This is a genomic window from Pseudomonas sp. 05N432 (genome assembly GCF_056396945.1).
Genome location: NZ_JBFTMM010000019.1, coordinates 208,188 through 231,006 on the forward strand (window position 1 = coordinate 208,188; position 22,819 = coordinate 231,006).

Sequence of the window (22,819 nt, forward strand, 5' to 3'; positions counted from 1 at the left end):
ACCTTATTGAATGTTCCCGTCTTTTAGAGGAGCGCGACTCATGACCGTGATCAAGCAAGACGACCTGATTCAGAGCGTTGCTGACGCCCTGCAGTTCATTTCCTACTACCACCCCGTGGATTTCATCCAGGCGATGCACGAGGCCTACCTGCGTGAAGAGTCGCCGGCAGCCCGCGATTCGATGGCGCAGATCCTGATCAACTCGCGCATGTGCGCTACCGGCCACCGTCCGATTTGCCAGGACACCGGCATCGTCACCGTGTTCGTGCGCGTAGGTATGGACGTGCGCTGGGATGGCGCGACCATGAGCCTGGACGACATGATCAACGAAGGCGTGCGTCGCGCCTACAACCTGCCGGAAAACGTCCTGCGTGCTTCCATCCTGGCCGACCCGGCCGGTGCACGGAAAAACACCAAGGACAACACCCCGGCGGTGATCCACTATTCGATCGTCCCGGGTAACACCGTGGAAGTCGACGTGGCAGCCAAGGGCGGCGGTTCCGAGAACAAGTCGAAAATGGCCATGCTCAACCCGTCTGACTCGATTGTTGACTGGGTGCTGAAAACCGTTCCGGAAATGGGCGCTGGCTGGTGCCCACCGGGCATGCTCGGCATCGGCATCGGCGGCACCGCCGAGAAAGCCGCAGTGATGGCCAAGGAAGTGTTGATGGAGTCCATCGACATCCACGAGCTGAAAGCGCGCGGCCCGCAGAACCGTATCGAAGAGATGCGCCTGGAGCTGTTCGAGAAGGTCAACCAACTGGGCATCGGCGCCCAGGGCCTGGGTGGCCTGACCACCGTGCTCGACGTGAAGATCATGGATTACCCGACCCACGCCGCCTCCCTGCCGGTGTGCATGATCCCCAACTGCGCCGCCACCCGTCACGCGCACTTCGTGCTCGACGGCACTGGCCCGGCGTCGCTGGAAGCGCCACCGCTGGACGCTTACCCGGAAATCGTCTGGGAAGCCGGCCCGTCGGCTCGCCGCGTCAACCTCGACACCCTGACCCCGGAAGAAGTGCAGAGCTGGAAGCCGGGCGAAACCGTCCTGCTGAACGGCAAGATGCTCACCGGTCGCGACGCCGCGCACAAGCGCATGGTCGAGATGCTGAACAAGGGTGAAACCCTGCCGGTGGACCTCAAGGGTCGCTTCATCTACTACGTCGGCCCGGTCGATCCGGTGCGCGAAGAAGTGGTGGGCCCAGCCGGCCCGACCACCGCTACGCGGATGGACAAGTTCACTCGCCAGATCCTCGAGCAAACCGGCCTGTTGGGCATGATCGGCAAATCCGAACGTGGCCCGACCGCGATCGAAGCGATCAAGGACCACAAGGCTGTTTACCTGATGGCAGTGGGCGGCGCGGCTTACCTGGTGGCGCAAGCGATCAAGAAATCCCGCGTCGTGGCGTTCGCCGAACTGGGCATGGAAGCGATCTACGAGTTCGACGTCAAAGACATGCCGGTGACCGTTGCGGTCGACAGCAAGGGCGAGTCGGTGCACATCACCGGACCTGCCATCTGGCAGAAGAAAATCAGTGAAAGCCTGGCGGTAGAAGTGCAATAAGCCTTTAACCGCTGGAAAAAAAAGCCGCGCTGTTTGCAAAGACAGCGCGGCTTTTTTTATTCTCCATAACGACTCGCCAACGGTGCCTTTGGTCAAGCCCTCCTGCACCACTGCATGCTATGGTGCGCGCCCGTATTGCTGACTGTTTCTTACGCCATGCTTGCGATCGCTCGTCCACTACGCCTGACGCTGTATACCCTGCTGATCCTTGCTGGCGCTGCATTGGCAGCCGGCCTGGCCATGCGCCACGCCGAACGCCAGGCCGAGGTGGACGATGCCGCCCGCGCCAATCAGCAACTGGCGCTGTACGCCAATTCCCTGCACACGCTGATCGAACGTTACCGTGCCCTGCCCGCCGTACTGGCGCTGGACCCGGAACTGCGCTTGGCGCTCGATGGCCCGGTCAGCCCGCAGCAGCAGGATGCGCTGAACCGAAAACTGGAAAAGATCAACGGCGCGGCCCAGTCGTCCACCCTGGAACTGCTGGATCACACCGGCCTTGCGGTGGCCGCCAGCAATTGGCGCTTGCCCAGCAGTTACGTCGGCCACAACTACGGCTTTCGGCCCTACTTCAGCCAAACCCGCAGCCAGGGCGCCGGGCGCTTTTACGCGGTGGGCGTGACCAGCGGGATTCCCGGCTATTTTCTGTCGAGTGCGGTGACGGCGGACAACGGCGAGTTTCTCGGCGCCATGGTGGTGAAACTCGAGTTTCCGGAACTGGAGCGCGAATGGCGTCAGGGCAGCGACACCCTGCTGGTCAGCGATGCGCGAGGCATTGTGTTTATCGCCAATCAGCCGGGATGGCGCTATCGGTTGCTGGGCACGCTGTCGGACACTGATCGCGCCGAGCTTAAAACCACCCGCCAATACGACAGGCAACCGCTGACCCCGCTCGACCATCAACCGATTCGGCGCTTTGACCAGAACAGTTATCTGGCCCGCGTCGACGGCCCCGACGGCACAGCGGATTACCTCTGGGAATCGCTGCCCTTGAGCACCGAAGGCTGGACGTTACACCTGTTGCGGCGCCCGCAGGTGGCCTTCGAAGATGTGCGAAACGCCGGGCTGGCCGCTGCCGGAGTGTGGCTGACGCTGGTGTTTTTATTGCTGTTTCTCAACCAGCGTTGGCGTCTGGCCAGGTTGCGTCAGCGCAGCCGCGAAGAGCTTGAACGCTTGGTCGAAGAGCGCACCCGCGAGCTGCGCACCGCTCAGGACGGTCTGGTGCAATCAGCCAAACTCGCGGCGCTGGGGCAAATGTCGGCGGCCCTGGCCCATGAAATCAACCAGCCACTCACTGCCCAGCGCATGCAGCTGGCGACCTTGCGCCTGTTGCTCGATCACGGCCGGATCGACGACGCGTATAAAGCGCTGAAGCCGGTGGATGAGATGCTGACGCGCATGGCCGCCCTCACCAGTCACCTCAAGACATTCGCCCGTAAAAGCCCCTGCGGTTTGCGCGAGCGGCTGGACCTGGCAGCGGTGGTCGATCAATCCTTGCAGTTGCTTGACGCTCGGCTGCGCGATGAACAGATCGACAGTGTGTTGCACCTGAGTCGCCCGGCCTGGGTTCGCGGCGATGCGATTCGCCTGGAACAGGTGCTGATCAATCTGCTGCGCAATGCCCTCGATGCGATGCGTGACAAACCCGTCAAGCGCCTGGAAATCCGTCTTGAAGCCGATCAGCAGCTATGGCGCCTGACGGTCTCCGACAGCGGTGGCGGTATTGCGCCGCAGGATCTACCGAAAGTCTTTGATCCGTTCTTCACCACCAAACCGGTGGGTGATGGCCTGGGCCTCGGGCTGGCGGTATCGTTCGCCATCGTGCATGAACTCGGCGGTCGCCTGAGCGCCGACAATCACGGCGACGGCGCCATCTTCACCCTCACCTTGCCCATCGATCTGGAGGCGCACATTCAATGTTGAACGCAGTGATCGTGGTCGACGATGAGAGCAGTATTCGTGATGCCGTCGAACAGTGGCTGAGCCTCTCGGGATTCGAGGTCAAACTGTTCAGCCGTGCCGATGAATGCCTGGCGCAGTTACCGGCGAATTTCCCGGGGGTGATCCTCAGCGATGTGCGGATGCCCGGCATGACCGGCCTGGAACTGCTGGCCCGGCTGCAACAGCGGGACGCCGATTTGCCGGTGATCCTGCTGACCGGCCACGGCGATGTGCCGATGGCGGTTGAAGCCATGCGCGATGGCGCCTACGACTTCCTCGAAAAACCCTTCAGCCCGGAAACCTTGCTCAGCAGTCTGCGCCGGGCGCTGGACAAACGTCGGCTGGTACTGGAAAACCGCGCCCTGCACGAACAGGCCGATAACCGCAGCAAACTCGACGCCAGCCTGCTCGGCGTCTCCCGTGGTTTGCAGACCCTGCGCCGACAAGTGCTGGACCTCGCGGCGCTGCCGGTGAACGTGCTGATCCGCGGCGAAACCGGCAGCGGCAAAGAACTGGTCGCCCGCTGTCTGCATGATTTCGGCCCGCGCGCCGACAAGCCGTTCGTGGCACTGAACTGTGCGGCAATCCCCGAGCAGTTGTTCGAAGCCGAGTTGTTCGGTCATGAAAGCGGCGCCTTCACCGGCGCTCAGGGCAAACGCATCGGCAAGCTTGAATACGCCGATGGCGGCACCTTGTTCCTCGATGAAATCGAAAGCATGCCGCTGGCTCAGCAGGTCAAATTACTGCGGGTGTTGCAGGAGCAAAAGCTCGAGCGACTGGGCTCCAACCAGAGCATTCACGTGGACTTGCGGATCATTGCCGCAACCAAACCCGACCTGCTCGATGAAGCCCGAGCCGGGCGTTTTCGCGAAGACCTGGCGTATCGGCTGAATGTCGCGGAGTTGCGCCTGCCGCCGTTGCGCGAGCGGCGTGAGGACATTCCGTTGTTGTTCGAACACTTCGCTCACGCCGCCGCCCAGCGGCTGGGACGCAGCTTCCCGCCTCTGAGCGGCCCGCAGTTGAGTCGGTTGCTGAGCCACGACTGGCCGGGCAATGTGCGCGAACTGGCGAACGTCGCCGAGCGCCAGGTGTTGGGCCTGGGTGAGCCGGAACCGGTCGGCATCGAACCCGGCCAGTCCCTCGCCGCCCAGCAGGAAGCCTTCGAAGCCCACTGCCTGCGCGCCGCGCTGACCCGGCACAAGGGCGATATCAAAGCCGTGCTGGAAGAACTGCAACTGCCGCGCCGGACCTTCAATGAAAAGATGCAGCGGCATGGGCTGAGCCGAGAGATGTTCCTGCGAGAAAGCTGAGTTTTTGTAGTGTCTGTACCTGCCTCATCGCGAGCAGGCTCGCTCCCACAGTGGATCGGCGTATTACACAAAATTTATGTACACCCTGGATCAAGTGTGGGAGCGAGCCTGCTCGCGATGAGGCAGGTACAGACAACGCAAATCAATGAACTGGATAAGCGGCTTTTCGCCTACCACCCAATCTGAATAAGCGGATTTCCGCTCACTCATTCCCGCCACCCCCTCTAAACCGGCCCTCTCCCCCTTGGCACAGCTCCTGCTATAGCCCTCCCAGGCTGCGCTTACGCGCGCTCCACAAAAACAATTAAATGAAGGATCCGTCATGGATAACTCACAAACCCTGCCTCTTGGGTCGGCCGCTGTGCCTGCCAAAGAAAAGACCACGGCCAGCCGCATCAAATCGATCTTCAGCGGCTCTGTCGGCAACATGGTCGAGTGGTACGACTGGTATGTCTACGCCGCCTTCTCGCTGTATTTCGCCAAAGCCTTTTTCCCCAAAGGCGACACCACCGCTCAACTGCTGAACACCGCTGCGATTTTCGCCGTGGGCTTTTTGATGCGCCCGATCGGCGGCTGGCTGATGGGCCTGTATGCCGACCGCGCCGGACGTAAAGCGGCGTTGATGGCGTCGGTGTACCTGATGTGCTTCGGCTCGCTGATCATCGCCTTGAGCCCGGGTTATGAAACTATCGGCGTCGGCGCACCGATTCTGCTGGTATTCGCCCGCTTGCTGCAGGGCCTGTCGGTCGGTGGCGAGTACGGCACCTCGGCCACCTATTTGAGCGAGATGGCGACCAAGGAACGTCGCGGCTTCTTCTCGAGCTTCCAGTACGTCACGCTGATCTCCGGCCAGCTCATCGCCCTCGGCGTGCTGATCGTGCTGCAGCAAACCCTGACCACCGAACAACTGTACGACTGGGGCTGGCGGATTCCGTTTGGCATCGGCGCACTGTGTGCCATCGTCGCGTTGTACCTGCGTCGCGGGATGGAAGAAACCGAGTCATTCGCCAAGAAAGAGAAGTCCAAAGAAAGCGCGATGCGCACCCTGCTGCGTCATCCCAAGGAACTGATGACCGTGGTTGGCCTGACCATGGGCGGCACCCTGGCCTTCTACACCTACACCACCTATATGCAGAAATACCTGGTGAACACGGTCGGCATGAGCATCTCCGACTCCACCACCATTTCGGCGGCCACGCTGTTCCTGTTCATGTGCCTGCAACCGGTCATCGGCGGCCTGTCGGATAAAGTCGGACGGCGGCCAATCCTGATTGCCTTCGGCATTCTCGGCACCCTGTTCACCGTGCCGATCCTCACCACCCTGCACACCATCCAGACCTGGTGGGGCGCGTTCTTCCTGATCATGGCGGCGCTGATCATCGTCAGCGGCTACACCTCGATCAACGCGGTGGTCAAAGCCGAGCTGTTCCCGACTGAAATCCGCGCGCTGGGCGTCGGCCTGCCGTATGCGCTGACCGTGTCGATCTTCGGCGGGACCGCTGAATACATCGCCCTTTGGTTCAAAAGCATCGGCATGGAAACCGGTTATTACTGGTATGTCACGGCCTGCATCGCGGTGTCGTTGCTGGTGTATGTGACTATGAAGGACACCCGCAAACACTCGCGGATCGAAACTGACTGACCATTACATCGAGGCTGGCAGTACTGGCCCCATCGCGAGCAGGCTCGCTCCCACATTAGATCGATGTCAGACATAAAATCTGTGTCTGACTCGGTCAGTGTGGGAGCGAGCCTGCTCGCGATGGCCGCTACTCGGCCCCGAGCCGATCAAGACACCTCGGCAGCCCCACGACTCGCGTACTTGTACTGCACACCACCAATCCCCCCCGCCAAACCCGCGACGAACCGATAACGATCCGTTAATGCCCTGCCGACACTCTGGTTCTGTCGCCGCTTGAATCCATATCGACGTCTCGTGCGTATACACAATGCAGGCCTCGAAGCAGTGTCTGGAAATACTCTTCTACGGCCTTAACATCTACTTAATCGATTGTTTTTAGCATTTATTTGCGCTTTTTAATCAAATTTACTTGCGTAGTATGAGCTCCATACCCAACGCACAACACGCAAACACACTTGGAGAACACATCATGAAAACCAAACTGATCTTCGCCCTGACCCTCTCCGTACTGGCCGCCAACACCTTCGCTGCCGACGGTTATGACCGCACCGGTTCAGGCGCTTTCACCGCTGAACGTTCTGCCGCTGTGGCGGCTGATGGTTACGATCACACAGGCTCGGCGTCTTTCGCCGCTGATGGCTTCGACCGCACTGGCTCGGCCAAAGTCGCTGCTGACGGCTTCGATCGCACCGGCTCGGCCAAGGTTGCGTCTGACGGCTTTGATCACACCGGCACCGCCGACGCTATCGCCGCCGACGGTTTTGATCGCACCGGTACTGCCGCCGCTATCAGCTGAACCTTGGGCAGACTTCACAGCCCGGCCTCGGCCGGGCTTAGTTGTTTTAGGGGGGACAAGAAATGTCTGAAGCCACACAGTCCCTGTGGGAGCGAGCCTGCTCGCGATAGCGGTCTGACAGTCAACTGCAATGTTGAATTATAAGCCGTCATCGCGAGCAGGCTCGCTCCCACAAAAGCTCGCTCCCACAGGAACGCTCATTGTTTTGATGCCCCATAACAGCTGGAAATAAGCCATCAGCCCTTGCACTATGGCCTTCATCCCTCCAAGCCTTGCATACAGGAACCCGCGCAATGCCCGACGACATTCACTACTACGAACCTGCCCTGGGCCATGGCCTGCCCCACGACCCGTTCAACGCCATCGTCGGCCCGCGGCCTATCGGCTGGATTTCCTCACAGGATGCCGAAGGTCGGTCGAACCTGGCGCCGTACAGTTTTTTCAACGCGTTCAACTACATTCCGCCGATCATCGGGTTTTCAAGCGTCGGCCGTAAAGACAGCCTGAACAACATCGAGCAGACCGGCGAATTCGCCTGGAACCTGGCCACCCGCCCTTTGGCCGAGCAGATGAACCAGAGTTGCGCGATGGTCCCGGCCGACGTCAACGAATTCGAACTGGCCGGGCTGACGCCAGCGACCTCGAAAATCATTCAGGTGCCACGCGTCGCTGAAAGCCCGGTGTCCTTCGAATGCAAGGTCACGCAGATCATTCAGTTGCAACGCGCAAACAAAGAGGTGGTGCCGAGCTGGCTGATCCTCGGCGAAGTGGTCGCCGTGCATATCGCCAAGTGGCTGCTCAAGGATGGGGTGTACGACACCGCCGCGGCAGAACCGATTCTGCGCGGCGGCGGGCCGGCGGATTATTTCCAGCTGGGGCCTGAGGCCTTGTTCAAGATGTTCCGCCCGGGGGCCACCAAGGCATAGGTCAAATCGTTACCAGACCAGTTCGCCGTCTTCAGCGACGTCGGTCAACTGCTCAAGCTTCTGCTCGGCAGCCTGATCGGCTTCGAAGGCGGTCTTGAATTTCTGTTCATCGAGGATTTTGTGAAAACGCGGGGCGCCTGAGCCACCCAGGGCTTTGACGGCGATGGCGGCGCTGTAACCTCCCTCACCCGGTACTACGGCGGAAACAGCTTCGAACTGTGCAAACTCTTTACGTGCCATGTCGCGGATCCTGGCCAATGGAAAGTCGGCCATTCTAAACCGTCAGCTGGCCAACTGGTGAAGTGAGGCGCTGTTCAACTGCGGATATTCGCCGTGGGCCTGAGCCGCCGAGACTTCGCTGAAGGTGTGAAAATCCAGGCTGTTGACCACCAACTCTTGCACCAGCTCGGCAAAGATCTGCATGGCCGGGGTGCCGAAATAGGCGGTCATGGCCTGCTGATCGACCCAAAAACCGGACACCAGCCACAGTTCGGGATCGCACAACGAATGCTGCAAGGCAAAGTGCAGGCAACCATTGGCCTGACGTGACGGTTCGATCAGGCTGCTCAAACGCGCGCCCAACTCCATCGAGCGGCCTGCACGGGCGCGGACAAAAGCCATATGGCTGACGGGGATCTGCGTGGACATGTTCGACTCTCCCTGATGTAGACGATCGGCAGCCTGAGAGAAGCTGCGACAGGAACAGAGATTAAGCGACGGGGGTTAGGCCCGTTAGTCGATTCCTGCCGGCTTGTTGCACAATCCTGCACGCAAACAGAGTTATCGCCGTGCCATGGCAAGCTCTGATCCTGGAATGTGACAAAGGGGTTTCAAGCAAGTTTTCCCGCGTTCTATTCACGTTCTCTATGCTGAATCCGACCACACAGCAGGATCAGGCAAGTTTTGCGCAGGATTCGCCTACCGCCTGGACTTGCACAAATTTAAGCTGTGCTCATTCCATCTCCTTGCCGAGGATGTTTTGCATGTCATCTCTGGATTCCACTCACGCCCCGCTGGACGCCAACATGGAAAAACAGCGTGTGGAGCTCTCGGCAATCATTCGACGTAATACCTGCGAAGATGGCAGCTACGCGACCGCCATCGGCTCGTTGTTTTTGTCGCGTCACAGCCAGTCCCATGACTTCGCCCCGGTGCTCGCGCAGCCGGCACTGTGCATCATGGCCCAAGGGCGCAAGGAAGTTCGGCTGGCCGACGACGTCTTCAACTACGACCCGCTCAACTATCTGGTGGTCTCGGTCTCGATGCCGCTCAGCGGACGAGTGGTCGATGTCTCGCCAGATAAGCCGATCCTCGCCTTGCGCCTGGATATCGACCCGGCGGAAATCACCGCATTGATTGCCGACGCCGGGCCCATTGGCGTGCCCACCCGCCCTGCCGGGCGCGGCCTGTATGTCGAACAACTGGATCAGCCGATGCTCGATGCCGTGCTGCGCCTGGCGCGCTTGCTCGACACCCCGAAAGACATCGCCATGCTCGCGCCGCTGATTCGTCGGGAGATTCTCTATCGCTTGTTGCGCAGCCAGCAGGGGCACCGGCTGTATGAGATCGCCGTTGCCAACAGCCAGAGCCATCGCATCGGCCAGGCAATCAAATGGCTCAACGGCAACTATGAGCAGCCGTTGCGCATTGATGAGTTGGCCAGGGAAGTGAACCTGAGCGTGTCGACCCTGCACCATCGCTTCAAGGCGATGACGGCGATGAGTCCACTGCAGTATCAGAAGCAACTTCGCCTGCAAGAGGCGCGGCGCTTGATGCTCGCCGAGGGCATCGATGCCTCGGCGGCAGGTTACCGCGTGGGCTATGAAAGCCCCTCGCAGTTCAGCCGCGAGTACAGCCGGCTGTTTGGCGCGCCGCCGTTGCGGGATCTGGCACGGTTGCGGATGTCTGTTTGATCTGACTTTTCGGCAGGCTGTGCCGGCCTCATCGCGAGCAGGCTCGCTCCCACATTTAATCTGAAGTGTTCACAAATCTTGTGTACACATACGATCCAGTGTGGGAGCGAGCCTGCTCGCGATAGGGCCAGTAAGTCAGGCGGCGAGTACGCGGCAGGCTTCGGGCGGAATGGTCACCGACACCGGATTGCCGATGCTCAGGCCGATGCCCTGGCACGGCGTGCTCAAGGCTGTCAGCGTCACCCCGGAACACTCGACCGTGGTTTCGATGGTCGCGCCGATATCGCGCACGAACGTCACCCTGCCCAGCAAGCGATTGCCTGCGGTTGCCTGAGGGTGCGACAGCTGGAGGTCTTCCGGACGCACCAGCATCTTGACCTTTTCGCCGACCACGATGCTGCTGCAAATCGGCACCTGAAGCGCATCGCCACCGGGCAAACCGACTTTGCCGTCACCCAATGCGGTGGCTGGGAAAATGTTCCCCGAGCCGATAAAGTCAGCGACGAACTCGTTGGCCGGATGCCGGTAGATCTCGATCGGCGTGCCGACCTGCTGCACCCGATTCTGCCCCAGCACCACCACGATATCGGCCATGGTCATGGCTTCGCGCTGGTCGTGGGTGACCATGATGGTGGTGATGTTCAGGCGTTGCTGTAGCTGGCGAATCTCCACTTGCATCGATTCGCGCAGCTTGGCATCGAGGGCCGACAGCGGTTCGTCGAGCAGGAGGATTTTCGGGTGTGAGGCAATCGCCCGGGCAATCGCCACGCGCTGACGCTGACCACCGGAGAGTTTCGCAACCGGGCGATCAATCATTTCTTGCAGCTGAATCAGTTCCAGCAACTCCACCACCCGCGCCTGCTGATCGGCCTTGCTCACGCCACGCAGTTTCAGCGGATAGGCGATGTTCTCGCCGACCGTCATGTGCGGGAACAGCGCCAGCGACTGAAACACCATGCCGAAGTTACGCAGGTGCGCCGGCGTGTTGCCGATGTCTTCACCGTCCAGACGAATCTCGCCGTCGGAAAGGGTTTCCAGGCCGGCGATCATTCGCAGCAAGGTGGTTTTGCCACAGCCCGAAGGGCCAAGAAAACACACCAGTTTGCCTTCAGGCAGGTGCAGGTTGACGTCCTTGACCGCACACGCCGTGCCGTAACGCTTCTCGACGTTTTCCAGAATCAAACCAGTCATGTTGCTCACCTCAAATCAAAAGGAAACGCCACCTTCACCGACCAGCTTCTCCAACGCCCAAATGAGGACGAAGTCGATCAGCACGATCAGCACGGCAAACGAGAATACGGTTGGGTCCAGCGACGACACGGTGCGGCTGAACATCCAGATAGGCACCGTCATGACATCGATGGTGTACAGGAAGTACGTCACGGTGAACTCGTTGAACGAGACAATGAACGCCAGCAGCATCCCGGCGAGGATCCCCGACTTCATCAACGGCACGACCACATCGACAATCGCCCGCATCGGCGAAGCGCCGAGCATTTGTGCGGCCTCTTCGACTTCGCTGCCGATGGACAGCATCGCCGCCGTGCAGTTTTTCACCACGAACGGCAAGGCCAGGATCACGTGGGCAATCACCAGTCGCGACACCGTCATCTGGAACGGCAGGCTGTCGAACACCAGCAGCAACGCCAGGCCCAGTACCACCATCGGAAACACCAATGGCAGTGACATCAACTGCAGTGCCACGGCTTTGCCACGAAACTCCAGGCGGGTCAGCGCATAAGCCGCCGGCACCGCAACGAGGGTCGCGAAGATCATGGCCATGAACGACACCATCAGGCTGGTGGTCATGGCTTTGCCCAGGCTCAGCACATCGCTGGCGTCCGGGGACGCAAAGGTGTGCCAGGCGGCCTTGTACCATTGCAGGCTGTAACTGCTGGGTGGGAAGTCGAGGTTCGAAGAACCACTGAACGACATGACAATCATGGTCAGGATCGGCAACACCGCCAGAAACAGGATGACGCCTGAAAGGATCCCGGCAAATTTACCGGTATCGCCCGGTAACAGCGACAGGCGCTTCTTGCTCAACGTGCTCATTGCGAAGCCTCCAGCATGCGCCGACGACGGCCAGTGRTGTATTCGGACAAGGTCATGATGGCCAGCGTGGTGACGATCAGCACCACACCCGCCGCGGAAGCGGCTGGCCAGTTCATCAGCGGGGCGATCTGGTCATGCACCATCACCGCGAGCATCGGCACGCGCCGACCACCGAGCAGCAAGGGCACCACAAAGCTGCTGGCGTTATAGGCAAAAACCAGGGTCGCGCCGGTGATGATTCCCGGCATGCTCATCGGCAGCACCACCTGGAAAAACACCTTCAGGCGGCTCGCACCCAAGGTCGCTGCGGCCTCCTCGTAAGTGCGGGCAACGCCGCGCATGGCGCTGGCAATCGGCAACACGGCCAACGGGAAAGCGGTTTGGACCAGGCCCATCAATACGCCGTTCTGGTTGTAGAGCAGCATGATCGGACGCTTGATCAGGCCCAGGCCCATCAGCGCCTGATTGAGCATCCCGCCAGGCCCCAGGATCACCAGCCAGCCGTAGCTTTGCAGCAACAGGTTGACCAGCAACGGCAACAGCACGGCGGCCAGAAACACTCGACGTAGCAACGGAGAAGTCAGGCGCGACATGGTGTACGCCACCGGGATTGCCAGCAGTACGGCAATCACCGCGCTGATCAATGCCAGACGCAAGGTCAGCAGCAGGGATTTGAGGTAATAGGGTTCCAGCAGCTGGGCATAACTGGCCAGGCTGAAACCGCTCCATTCCGCGCCCTTGGTGCCCACGCTCATGCGCAACACCAGCAGGCTGGCAGCAATCAGCACACCGAGAAACAGCATCGATGGCGAAAGAAATAACCAGGCGCGCGTCGTCGGCGAAACGCCGAAGCTCGGGCGTACGGCAACGGGGCTGACCGTTTGGGTCAGAGGTTGGTGTTCCATAGCAATGGTCTCGTCAATGGAAAGCAGCTGAGTGAACACAGGATTTCCAAGACCTATTGACCCCATGTGGGAGCGAGCCTGCTCGCGATTGCAGCCTGCCTGTCGACATTGATGTAACTGACAGATCGCTATCGCGAGCAGGCTCGCTCCCACAGGGGATCTTCGGTGATTGAAGGGCCTGTGTTCGGCACTCGATCAGGAAGAGAAGATTTCCGTGTAGCGACGAATCCATTGGTCATGCACAGTCGCCAGGAAGGCGTTGTCGTGCATGATCGCCTTCTCGGCAATCTGCTCTGGCGTCAGGATGTACGGGCTCTTGCGCGCTTCGGCAGAGATGATTGCCTTGGCGTTGACCGGACCGTTGTAGATGTCTTCGGCCATCTTGCCCTGCACCAGCGGATCGAATGAGTGGTTGATGAAGGCATAGGCCAGGTCGGTATCGCCCGGACGGTTCTTCGGCATGACCGACTGCATCAGGTCAGTGTAGAAACCTTCCTTCATGCCAAAGGTTGCGCTCAGACCGTAGTTCGGATCGCGGATCTGTTTCGGGAAGAACGCTGGAGCGTACAGCCCACCCATGTCCAGGGAGCCGGTGCGGAACAGTTCGGCGATCTGGTTCGGGTTTTCCCCCAAAGTCACCACGCGGCTCTTGAGCTCGGCGAGTTTCTTGAAGCCGGGCTCGATGTTGTGTTCGTCACCACCGGCCAGTTTGGCGGCGATGATGATCAGGTCCATGGCCTCGGTCCAGTTCGGCGGCGGCAGGAAGATGTTCGGCGCCAGGTCCGCGTCCCACAGGGCCGCATAGCTATCCGGGGCTTCTTTCTGAGTGCGGCTGCTGTAGACGAGGCTGTTGCACCAGAGCAGATAACCGATGCCGTGACCGTTGGCCCCGGTGCGGTATTTCTCCGGTATGTCGATCAGGTTGGGAATGCGGTTCAGGTCCGGCTTTTCCAGCAACCCGGCAGCGGCCAGACCTTCAGCGCCGACGCCAGCCAGGGTGATGACGTCGTATTGCGGGCGATCACCACCGGCCTTCAGTTTGGCGACCATTTCCGAAGTACTGCCGGTACGGTCCGCAATGACCTTGGCGCCGGTCTTGGCTTCAAAGGTCGCGGCGATATTGCGCAGCGCCGCAAGCCCGGTGTCATCGGACCAGGTCAACAGCCGCAGGGTCTTGCCCTGAAAACGTGTGTCACTGGCGTTGGCGCGGATGAACGGCATGCTCATGGCCGCCGCCGCAACCGATGCAACACCGACGGTCTTGATGAATTGTCTTCTGTTCAGATCATGATCGCCCATGAAGGACTCCCTTTATTGTTGTAGGTATGAGTTAGGAGCATCCCTTGCGCCCGCGCTCTTCGATCCGCTGCCAGCCCCGTGTTACAAGGGCTGTAGCGAGGTCTGCGGGTTCATCCTGAGGTCACGCAAAACGCGCAACAATCGAAAAAAAATCATTGGTGCCATGTCCCTGGCGCATGCCTCGTTACGAGGCATGCGTGGGCCGTTTTCGTGCTGTCAGACGGCGCGAATCACATGCTTTATTTCTTGAAACGCCTGCAAGCCCCACGGCCCCAACTCGCGGCCGATGCTGCTCTGCTTGTAGCCGCCCCAGGCCGTCTGCGGGAAGATCACCTGCGGCGCGTTGATCCATACCAACCCGGCCTGCAAGGCGTTGGCGACCCGTTCGGCGGTCAGCGGGTCACCGCTGACCACGCTGGCCACCAGACCGAACTGGCTGTCGTTGGCCAGCTCGATCGCCTCTTGCTCCGTGGCAAAACTGCGGACACAGAGCACCGGGCCAAAAATCTCTTCGCACCACAACGCACTGTCGAGGGGCACTTCGGTGAAAATGGTCGGCCGCAAAAAATAGCCGTGTGGCAGATCGGCAGGCCGGTCACCGCCACAGACCAGCCGCGCGCCCACGCTCAAGCCGCGATCAATGTGGCCCAGCACGCGCTGGTATTGCGCCTGATTGACCAACGCGCCCATTTCAACCTCGGGATCAAACGGGTCGGCCACGCGAATCGCATTGGCCCGCGCCGTCAGGCGCAGCAGGAATTCATCCGCCAGTTCATCGGCGACCAACACTCGGCTGGTGGCCGAACACATCTGCCCGGCATTGAAGAAACCACCGCCACTGGCCAGCTCCACGGCCAGGTCGAGATCAGCATCCGCCAGCACCAGCAGCGAGGATTTGCCACCCAACTCCAGGCTCACGCCCTTAACGGTTTCCGCCGCACGCTGCATGACCTGAACGCCCACCGCGTTGCTGCCGGTGAAGGAAATTTTCGCCACCCGCGGATCGGCCGACAGCGGTGCACCGACCGCCAGCCCCGTACCGCAGACCAGGTTGAACACACCGTTGGGCAAGCCGCTCTCGGCGATGATCGCCGCCAGTTCCAGCTCCGGCAGCGGCGTGACTTCCGAAGGCTTGAGCACCACGCAGCAGCCCGCTGCCAAGGCTGGTGCGAGCTTCCAGGCAGTGGTGACCATCGGGAAGTTCCACGGCACGATCAATCCGACCACACCGCACGCTTCACGGCGCACGCGGGCGGCGAAGTCTTCGCTCGGCAGTTCCACAACGCGGTCCTGGCCGGCGTCCAGCGCTTCAGCGAGACCCGCGTAATACTCGAACGTGGCGATCACGTCATCGACGTCGATGCCCGCTTCGAACTGTGGCTTGCCGTTGTTGCTCGACTGCAAGTGCATCAAGCGTTCACGGCGTGCCTGCACTCCATCGGCGATCTTGCGCAGCACCGCGCCGCGTTCGGCACCGGTGGTTTTCGACCACTGCACAAACGCCGCACTGGCCGCTGTGACCGCTTGATCAACCGCGCGCTGATCGCCACCCTTGACGGTGGTCAACAGCGCTTCGGTCGCCGGATTGATGACCCGCAAATGCTCGTCGCCAGCCGACCATTGGCCATCGATATACAAACCGTCCTGGATGATTGGAAAGCTCATGCCGACACCGCCTTCATCCACTGGGTCTGATCGATTTCGATCAGGGTCGGGCCCTGGCGATCAGTGGCTGCACGCAGTGCCGCGCGCAGTTCTTCAACGCCGCTGACGGCGTGTGCCGCACAACCCAGGCCTTTGGCCACGGCGATGAAATCCGGGGTGTAGATGTCCACGCCAACCGGTTCGATGTCGCGGTTGACCATGTATTTCTTGATCTCTTCGTAGCCCTGGTTATTCCACAGCAGGACGATGACCGGGGTGCGTGCTTCCACCGCGCTGGCCAGTTCCGGCAAGGTGAATTGCAGGCCGCCGTCGCCGATCAGGCACACCACCGGTGGACGACTGTTGCGTTCCTGACCACCGCCGAGCCACGCGCCAATGGCCGCCGGCAAGGCATAGCCGAGGGTGCCGTAACCGGTCGACGAGTTGAACCAGCGACGCGGGCGCTCCGGGTTGAACGTCAGGTTGCCGGTGTACACCGGTTGGGTCGAGTCGCCGACAAATACCGCTTCCGGCAACTCATCCTGCACGGTCTGCAGGAACAGCGTCTGCGCGCGGGTTGGTGCATCCCAGATGGTTTCAAGTTCGGCACGCAAGCTGGCGGCGCGAGCCTGGCCCCAGTCGCTGCAACGCTCGGCCAGCGAATGTTTGGCCACGCCGTCGAGCAAGGCCTGGGCCGCGCTTTGCGCATCGGAGACCAGCGCCACCTTCGGCGGGTAATTGCGCACGGTCTGGTCCGGGTCGATGTCGACCCGCAACAAAGTGCCAGGAATTTCAAAGCCACCGGCAAAGGTCACGTCGTAGTCGGTCTCGGCCAGTTCAGTGCCGATGGCCAGGACCACATCGGCGTCAGCCACCAGGGCGCGGGTGGCCACCAGCGTTTGGGTCGAACCGATCAGCAACGGGTGAGCCGACGGCAGCATGCCTTTGGCATTGATGGTCAGCGCCACCGGTGCATCAAGCAATTCAGCGAGTCGGGTCAGCTCGGCCGCTGCATCGATCGAACCGCCACCGGCGAGGATCAATGGGCGTTTGGCGTTGGCCAGCAGTTCGCTCATTTGCGCCACGGCCGACGGTGCTGCGCCGGCGCGAGTGATGTTCACCGGTTGGCTGGTGAGCAAGGCATCGGCGTCTTCGACCAGCACGTCGAGCGGAATTTCAATGTGCACCGGACGCGGACGACCGGCCTGGAACAAGGCGAAGGCACGGGCCAGCACGCCCGGCAATTCAGCAGCGGACATCAGCGTGTGGGAGAACGCCGCAACGCCAGCCACCAGTGCGCCCTGGTTCGGCAGCTCGTGCAGCTTGCCGCGTCCACCGCCCAACTGGTTGCGCGATTGCACGCTGGAGATCACCAGCATCGGGATCGAATCGGCGTAGGCCTGGCCCATCGCCGTGGTGATGTTGGTCATGCCGGGGCCGGTGATGATGAAGCACAYACCCGGTTTGCCGCTGGTGCGGGCATAACCGTCGGCCATGAAGCCGGCACCCTGCTCGTGTCGCGGAGTAACGTGGTTGATGCTCGAACGGGCCAGCCCGCGATACAGCTCAACGGTATGCACGCCGGGAATGCCGAACACCTGCTCGACCCCGTAACCCTCGAGTAACTTGACCAATACTTCGCCGCACGTCGCCATATCTTTACCCTTCTTGTTCGTTGAGACGCTGGCCCCGCGCGGCATTGGATGGCGCGCCGCGGTGCTCAGTCATGGCGTTATTGGAACGGTCAGCGGGTAGCCGCAACAATCGATAAAAAGTCATACTCGCCATGTCCTCACCTCATGCCTTGGCGTCCCATGAAACGACTTCCCCCCCTTCCCGCGCTGCACACGTTCCTGATCACGGCCCAGTGCTGCAATTTCACCCGGGCGGCCGAGCAGCTGCACATCACTCAGGGCGCGGTGAGCCGGCAGATCGCCGGGCTGGAAGAACATTTGGGCTACACGCTGTTCCACCGTCAGGCACGCGGTTTGAGCCTGACGGCCGAAGGGCTTGAGTGGTTGCCACGGATTCAGCAAGTGTTCGGCTTGATCGATGAGGCGGTGGAACAGGTCGGCGCACACCGCGAAACCTTGCAGCTCAAGGCCCCGACCTGTGTCATGCGCTGGCTGCTGCCGCGTTTGCTGCAATGGCAAAAGGAACGCCCGGACGTGCCGGTGGAGCTGACCACCACGGTGCAACATGGCGTGGATTTTCATCGCGAACAGTTCGACGCCGCCGTCATGTATGGCGCACCGCCGGACAGTTCACTGGCGTCGCTGCACCTGTTTGACGAGCAACTGACGCCAGTCTGTTCGCAGCCACTGCTCGACGGCCCGGTGCCGCTGCACAGCCCGTCAGACCTGAGCCAACATTTGCTGCTGCATCCAACGCGCGATCAGCGGGACTGGAAGGCCTGGCTGAAAGCGGCGGACGTCAACCTCAGCACACTCGGCAAGGGTCAGCATTTCGAAACCCTGGACCTGGCGATGTCCGTGGCGTCTCAAGGGACGGGGGTGGCGATTGGGGATTGGTCGTTGATCGGCGATGACCTGAGTGCCGGACGGCTGGTCATGCCCTTTGATTTGAAGGTGAAAACGGGGCTGGGGTATTACCTGGTGTTCCCGCAGAAACCGGGACCGTCGCCGCAGTTGCGTGAATTGATGGAATGGCTGGTGGTGCAGGCGCAGGCGCGGTGAATCTGACCTCAAACGCTTCCCCCCGTAGCAGCTGGCGCAGCCTGCGTTCGAGTGCGCAGCGCTCGCAATCCGGCACATGCGGTTTACCTGAAGAATCGCGTGTGCAGGTTTTACGACCGCTACGCGCTCGAACGCAGGCTGCGCCAGCTGCTACAGGGAGCGCGTGGTGTCCTGTGGATTAGTAGCCGACAGTAAACCGCTGGCGGCTATGCGCTGGCTTCTCGACTTCATCGAGCATCGCAATCGCGTAGTCGGCGAAGGTGATCCAGCTCTTGCCTTCGGCGCTCACCAGCAGATCATCCTTGCCCACACGGAAGGTGCCGGTACGCTCACCTTCGACGAACAGCGCCGACGGTGAAAGGAAGGTCCAGTCCAGATCCTTTTCCTGACGCAAGGTGTCGAGGTAGACGCCACCGGCAGTAGCCTCGGCCTTGTACTCTTCAGGGAAGTTCGGGGATTCGATGACTTTGCTGCCATCCGGCACCAACAGCGAACCGGCACCGCCGACCACCAGCAGACGTTTCACGCCGGCCTTTTTGACCGGCTCGATAATCGCGCTGGCCGGGATCGTCGAAAAGTGTGCCGCGCTGATCACCACATCAGCCCCTGCAACCGCCGCTTGCAGCGCTGCGCTATCGGCAACGTCGAAATTTTTGCAGACAACACCGGCACGCGGGCTGATTTTCGAGGTGTCGCGGGCGATGGCGGTGACGCTATGGCCGCGACGCAGGGCTTCTTCCAGCAGTTGGCTACCGGCACGACCGGTGGCGCCAATGATTGCGATCTTGCTCATGAACAGTGCTCCAGTTGATTAGGTGTGACCTGTGGCGAGCGAGCTTGTTCGCGCTGGACGGGAGCAAGCTCCCTCGCCACAAGGGGTTAAACGACTTACCACTTCATCTCGCCTTTGGCGACTTTGGCGCTCAGTTCAAGCGAGCTTTCTTCGCCGAGGTTCGGGTAACGCTTTTTCATCGCGGCGATCAGCTCGGCCGAATCTTTGGCCTTGGCAGTTTCAGCGTCGAACGCCTTGATGTAGTCGGCGGTGAAGTGCACAGCGGCCAGCGAACGTGCGCTGTCACCCAGGTAATGACCTGGAACGATGGTGTTCGGTTTCAGGCTGTCGATGGTCTTCAGCGTAGTCAACCAATCGGCATGGGACTGCGCGCTTTGAGTATCGGCCATCCACACGTGGATGTTTTCCGCGACGACCACACCACCGACCACCGCTTTGATCGACGGGATCCAGACGAAGGTCCGGTCCGGTTGTTTGCCGTCGAGGCCAATGATGTCGAGTTGCTTGCCTTCCAGGGTCAGGCTGTGGCCCTTGAGCACACCCGGCACAATGGTTTTTGCCGGTGCATCGGCACCCAGTTTCGGTCCCCAGAACGCTACTTTGCCTTCAACGGTGGCCTTGATGTGATCAACCGTCGGTTGCGAGGCAAGCACCTTGGCTTTCGGGAAAGCAGCAGTGAGGGTGTCCAGGCCGAAGTAGTAATCCGGGTCACCGTGGCTGATGTAGATGGTGGTCAGTTGCTTGCCGCTGGCGCGGATTTTTTCCACCACCTGCTCGGCCTGGGATTTGCCGAATTGCGCGTCCACCAGAATCGCTTCTTTCTMGCCGCTGACCAGTACCGAGGTCACCGGAAAAATCGCAGCGGCGCCCGGGTTGTAGACGTCCAGGGTCAGTGCCGGCGTGGCGGCTGCCGCATGAGCGGCAAAACCCAGGGTGGCGGTGGCGAGTAAAAGACGCTTGAAAGAAGTGAAGCCGATCATGGTGCTGCTCCGTTGTGCATAAGCCGTGTTTGGCGATGGGACAGAGCTTAGTTGCCTGACTCGCTACAAAAAATGCGATGCTTGAACATAGTTTGTTTCTGAAAGCGGGCAAATCATGGATCGTCTCCAAGCAATGCGGGTGTTCGTCACCGTCGTCGACCTCGGCAGCCAGTCAGCCGCGGCCGATCATCTGGACCTGTCGCGCCCGGTGGTGTCGCGCTATCTGGCCGAACTGGAGGACTGGGTCGGGGCGCGCTTGATGCACCGCACCACGCGCAAACTCAGCCTGACCGCCGCCGGCACCGAGATCCTGCCGCGGTGCCGACAGATGCTCGATCTGTCGAGCGACATGCAGGCCGCCGTCAGCGAGCCGGACGATGCGCCACGCGGCTTGCTGCGGATCAGCGTCAGCACCTCGTTCGGCCAGGCACAACTGGCGGACGCCATGGCGGCATACGTCAAACGCTTTCCCGGCGTCAGCATCGACCTGCAAATGCTCGACCGCACGGTGAACCTGGTGGACGAGCGCATAGACCTCGCGATCCGCACCAGCAACGACCTGGACCCGAACCTGATTGCCCGAAAGCTGACCGTCTGCCGTTCGGTGATCTGCGCCTCCCCCGCCTACCTGCGCGAACACCCGACGCCGCAACGGGTAGAGGATTTGAGCCAGCACAATTGCCTGACCCACTCTTACTTCGGCAAAAGCCTCTGGCATTTCGAACAGGACGGCGAGCAGGTTTCGGTGCCGGTGCAGGGCAACATCAGCGCCAACGAAGCCAGCACTCTGCTGCGCGCAGCAATGGCCGGTGCCGGCGTGGCGATGCTGCCCAGCTACCAGGCCGGCGTGCATATCCACAGCGGCGAACTGGTGCGCCTGCTGCCTCACGCCGAAMCACGGCAGATGAATATGTACGCGGTGTACGCCTCACGCAAACACATGCCCGCAGCACTGCGCAGCATGCTGGATTTTCTGGTATCGAGATTTCCTGAAACACCTGCGTGGGATACGGGGCTTTAAAGGCAGAACACCTACCTTGTGGCGAGGGGGCTTATGGCAACTCACCACCGCTGACCTATGCTGATATCAGTACCCCTTAAAAAATAAGGGGTACCGGTTCAGAGGTCAGCGCCATGAACGTCAAGACCAGAAGGTATCTCGCGATCTTCATCACCTGCACCGCCGCGCTGGCGTTGTATGGCACCGCCGCCTACCGCGTTGAACAGGCCCGGCAGCTGCCACGTGAGTACGCCAGCTGCAACTTTGAACGGTGCATTCCACACACCGCGACCCTGAACCTCAAGTAACGAGGGCGCTTAGCCCTCGCTATCCTGATCAGCTTTCAAGCGATCCCGAAACGCCTTCGGCGAGATCCCCACGCGGCGTCGAAACAGCCGGGTGAAATTGGTCGGGTCGGAGAAACCCAATACATCCGACATCTCGTAAATGGTCATGCTGGTGTAGGTCAACAGTCGCTTGGCCTCCAGCAACTGACGCTCGTGCATGATCTGCAATGCCGGTTGCCCCGCCAGCTCACGGCAGGTGCCGTTGAGGTGGGACACGGAAATCCCCAGCCGGTGTGCCAGATCCTCGACCTTCACGTGCTGGCGATAATTCTCTTCCACCAGTTGAATAAACCCGTTGAGGTATTCCTGTGCACGCTGTGGTCGCTGACTGGCGGCGCGGCGCTGGATCGCCTGGCGGCTGACCCACACCATGATCACGCTGACCAGCGCATGCATGAGCATTTCGCGGGCAGGCTGGTGCCCGACGTACTCATTCTGCAAGGCCGTAAACAGGCTGTTGAGGTAGTCCGCGTCGGTACCCGCCGAGTAACTCTGCGCCACAGCCAGGGCATTCACCGAGCTGCCCAACTGCGTCTGAAGATGAGCCACCAACGGTGCCGCCAGCGTCACCACAAAACCTTCTACGTCTTCGGAAAATCGAAAACCATGTACCGACAGCGGTGGCAGGATCTGGATCGCGGTTTCGCTCAGTTGCGTACGCTGCCCCTCGATCTCAAGCTCCGCCTGACCTTTGTACACAAACAGTAACTGACATAAATCGGCATGCCGATGGGGTTTGATTTCCCATTGATGTTCCCGGCTGCGTTTGGAAATGGTTTCGCAATGCAACAAGTCAGGGGTCGGCCAGTCCAGGCTCTCGCCATAGAGTTTGAATACAGGAATCGAAGGAAGGGCAGGCTTGTTCATAACTTCAGTCCAGGCCTCAGCGTAACGGGCGGTAATCGCCCCGATTGGCGAAATGTACAGGTTTCGGCGCAGTTTTCACCTTCAATTGACCGACTCACAAGCGAAAAATGCAAGTACTCGATTCATAAAAACCATTCACCG

General features: G+C 60.6%; 21 protein-coding genes. 10 read left to right on the forward strand and 11 right to left on the reverse strand.

Annotated elements, in window-relative coordinates:
- Nucleotides 1–40: 40 nt before the first annotated feature.
- The 6 genes from AC1DHT_RS22135 (at nucleotide 41) to AC1DHT_RS22160 (ending at nucleotide 8,179) form a co-directional block, all read left to right on the forward strand.
- A complete protein-coding gene (locus AC1DHT_RS22135; protein WP_429539195.1) occupies nucleotides 41–1,564 on the forward strand; it encodes a fumarate hydratase in 1,524 nt (507 codons plus the stop codon).
- 156 nt (nucleotides 1,565–1,720) lie between these two features.
- Nucleotides 1,721–3,487, forward strand: coding sequence for an ATP-binding protein (locus AC1DHT_RS22140; RefSeq protein WP_427536317.1), 1,767 nt, complete (start codon nucleotides 1,721–1,723; stop codon nucleotides 3,485–3,487).
- Nucleotides 3,481–4,815: a sigma-54-dependent transcriptional regulator gene (locus AC1DHT_RS22145; RefSeq protein ID WP_427536169.1), complete on the forward strand. Its 1,335-nt coding sequence runs from the start codon at nucleotides 3,481–3,483 to the stop codon at nucleotides 4,813–4,815. The genes AC1DHT_RS22140 and AC1DHT_RS22145 overlap by 7 nt, the downstream gene beginning before the upstream one ends.
- Nucleotides 4,816–5,137: 322 nt before the next feature.
- Nucleotides 5,138–6,457 (forward strand): MFS transporter, encoded by a 1,320-nt coding sequence (locus tag AC1DHT_RS22150; RefSeq protein ID WP_427536171.1) that lies wholly within the window; start codon nucleotides 5,138–5,140, stop codon nucleotides 6,455–6,457.
- A 469-nt stretch (nucleotides 6,458–6,926) separates the two neighbouring features.
- Nucleotides 6,927–7,253: a hypothetical protein gene (locus AC1DHT_RS22155; protein ID WP_427531778.1), complete on the forward strand. Its 327-nt coding sequence runs from the start codon at nucleotides 6,927–6,929 to the stop codon at nucleotides 7,251–7,253.
- Between the two features lie 293 nt (nucleotides 7,254–7,546).
- Entirely contained in the window at nucleotides 7,547–8,179 is a 633-nt protein-coding gene (locus AC1DHT_RS22160; RefSeq protein WP_427536173.1) for a flavin reductase family protein, read from the forward strand.
- A 9-nt stretch (nucleotides 8,180–8,188) separates the two neighbouring features.
- On the opposite strand, the gene AC1DHT_RS22165 is transcribed toward AC1DHT_RS22160, so the two are convergent.
- The gene (locus tag AC1DHT_RS22165; protein WP_054593752.1) at nucleotides 8,189–8,452 is read right to left on the reverse strand and encodes a hypothetical protein; all 264 of its coding nucleotides are present in this window, start codon (nucleotides 8,450–8,452) and stop codon (nucleotides 8,189–8,191) included.
- Between the two features lie 9 nt (nucleotides 8,453–8,461).
- Nucleotides 8,462–8,827, reverse strand: coding sequence for a putative quinol monooxygenase (locus tag AC1DHT_RS22170; protein WP_427536175.1), 366 nt, complete (start codon nucleotides 8,825–8,827; stop codon nucleotides 8,462–8,464).
- A gap of 335 nt (nucleotides 8,828–9,162) precedes the next feature.
- Here AC1DHT_RS22170 and AC1DHT_RS22175 point away from each other — a divergent pair, with 335 nt between their 5' ends.
- Nucleotides 9,163–10,092 (forward strand): AraC family transcriptional regulator, encoded by a 930-nt coding sequence (locus AC1DHT_RS22175; RefSeq protein WP_427536177.1) that lies wholly within the window; start codon nucleotides 9,163–9,165, stop codon nucleotides 10,090–10,092.
- A 135-nt stretch (nucleotides 10,093–10,227) separates the two neighbouring features.
- Here AC1DHT_RS22175 and AC1DHT_RS22180 read toward each other — a convergent pair whose 3' ends face one another.
- From AC1DHT_RS22180 to AC1DHT_RS22205, 6 genes are all read right to left on the reverse strand, one after another.
- The gene (locus AC1DHT_RS22180; RefSeq protein WP_427536179.1) at nucleotides 10,228–11,283 is read right to left on the reverse strand and encodes an ABC transporter ATP-binding protein; all 1,056 of its coding nucleotides are present in this window, start codon (nucleotides 11,281–11,283) and stop codon (nucleotides 10,228–10,230) included.
- Nucleotides 11,284–11,298: 15 nt separating this feature from the next.
- A complete protein-coding gene (locus AC1DHT_RS22185; RefSeq protein WP_216742091.1) occupies nucleotides 11,299–12,147 on the reverse strand; it encodes an ABC transporter permease in 849 nt (282 codons plus the stop codon).
- Nucleotides 12,144–13,052 carry an ABC transporter permease gene (locus tag AC1DHT_RS22190; RefSeq protein ID WP_477761467.1) on the reverse strand — a complete coding sequence of 303 codons (909 nt, stop codon included), beginning with the start codon at nucleotides 13,050–13,052 and terminating at the stop codon, nucleotides 12,144–12,146. Before AC1DHT_RS22190 ends, AC1DHT_RS22185 begins: the two co-directional genes overlap by 4 nt.
- Before the next feature lie 195 nt (nucleotides 13,053–13,247).
- Entirely contained in the window at nucleotides 13,248–14,351 is a 1,104-nt protein-coding gene (locus AC1DHT_RS22195; RefSeq protein ID WP_477761468.1) for an extracellular solute-binding protein, read from the reverse strand.
- Nucleotides 14,352–14,567: 216 nt separating this feature from the next.
- Nucleotides 14,568–16,016 (reverse strand): aldehyde dehydrogenase family protein, encoded by a 1,449-nt coding sequence (locus AC1DHT_RS22200; RefSeq protein WP_427536183.1) that lies wholly within the window; start codon nucleotides 16,014–16,016, stop codon nucleotides 14,568–14,570.
- Nucleotides 16,013–17,650: a 5-guanidino-2-oxopentanoate decarboxylase gene (locus AC1DHT_RS22205; RefSeq protein ID WP_477761469.1), complete on the reverse strand. Its 1,638-nt coding sequence runs from the start codon at nucleotides 17,648–17,650 to the stop codon at nucleotides 16,013–16,015. The genes AC1DHT_RS22200 and AC1DHT_RS22205 overlap by 4 nt, the downstream gene beginning before the upstream one ends.
- A gap of 159 nt (nucleotides 17,651–17,809) precedes the next feature.
- On the opposite strand from AC1DHT_RS22205, the gene AC1DHT_RS22210 reads away from it, so the two are divergent.
- On the forward strand, nucleotides 17,810–18,691 hold the full coding sequence (locus AC1DHT_RS22210; protein WP_103315063.1) for a LysR substrate-binding domain-containing protein: 882 nt from the start codon (nucleotides 17,810–17,812) through the stop codon (nucleotides 18,689–18,691).
- A gap of 178 nt (nucleotides 18,692–18,869) precedes the next feature.
- Here the strand turns inward: AC1DHT_RS22210 and AC1DHT_RS22215 are convergent, their stop codons facing one another.
- Nucleotides 18,870–19,484: an NAD(P)-dependent oxidoreductase gene (locus AC1DHT_RS22215; RefSeq protein ID WP_427536187.1), complete on the reverse strand. Its 615-nt coding sequence runs from the start codon at nucleotides 19,482–19,484 to the stop codon at nucleotides 18,870–18,872.
- A gap of 95 nt (nucleotides 19,485–19,579) precedes the next feature.
- Entirely contained in the window at nucleotides 19,580–20,464 is an 885-nt protein-coding gene (locus AC1DHT_RS22220) for an MBL fold metallo-hydrolase (RefSeq protein WP_477761470.1), read from the reverse strand.
- Between the two features lie 115 nt (nucleotides 20,465–20,579).
- Here AC1DHT_RS22220 and AC1DHT_RS22225 point away from each other — a divergent pair, with 115 nt between their 5' ends.
- Both AC1DHT_RS22225 and AC1DHT_RS22230 read left to right on the forward strand, forming a co-directional pair.
- Nucleotides 20,580–21,485 (forward strand): LysR family transcriptional regulator, encoded by a 906-nt coding sequence (locus AC1DHT_RS22225; RefSeq protein ID WP_477761471.1) that lies wholly within the window; start codon nucleotides 20,580–20,582, stop codon nucleotides 21,483–21,485.
- A gap of 113 nt (nucleotides 21,486–21,598) precedes the next feature.
- Nucleotides 21,599–21,772, forward strand: a complete 174-nt coding sequence (locus AC1DHT_RS22230; RefSeq protein ID WP_020723547.1) for a hypothetical protein — start codon at nucleotides 21,599–21,601, stop codon at nucleotides 21,770–21,772.
- A gap of 9 nt (nucleotides 21,773–21,781) precedes the next feature.
- Here AC1DHT_RS22230 and AC1DHT_RS22235 read toward each other — a convergent pair whose 3' ends face one another.
- On the reverse strand, nucleotides 21,782–22,678 hold the full coding sequence (locus tag AC1DHT_RS22235) for a helix-turn-helix domain-containing protein (RefSeq protein WP_427536193.1): 897 nt from the start codon (nucleotides 22,676–22,678) through the stop codon (nucleotides 21,782–21,784).
- Nucleotides 22,679–22,819 lie beyond the last annotated feature (141 nt).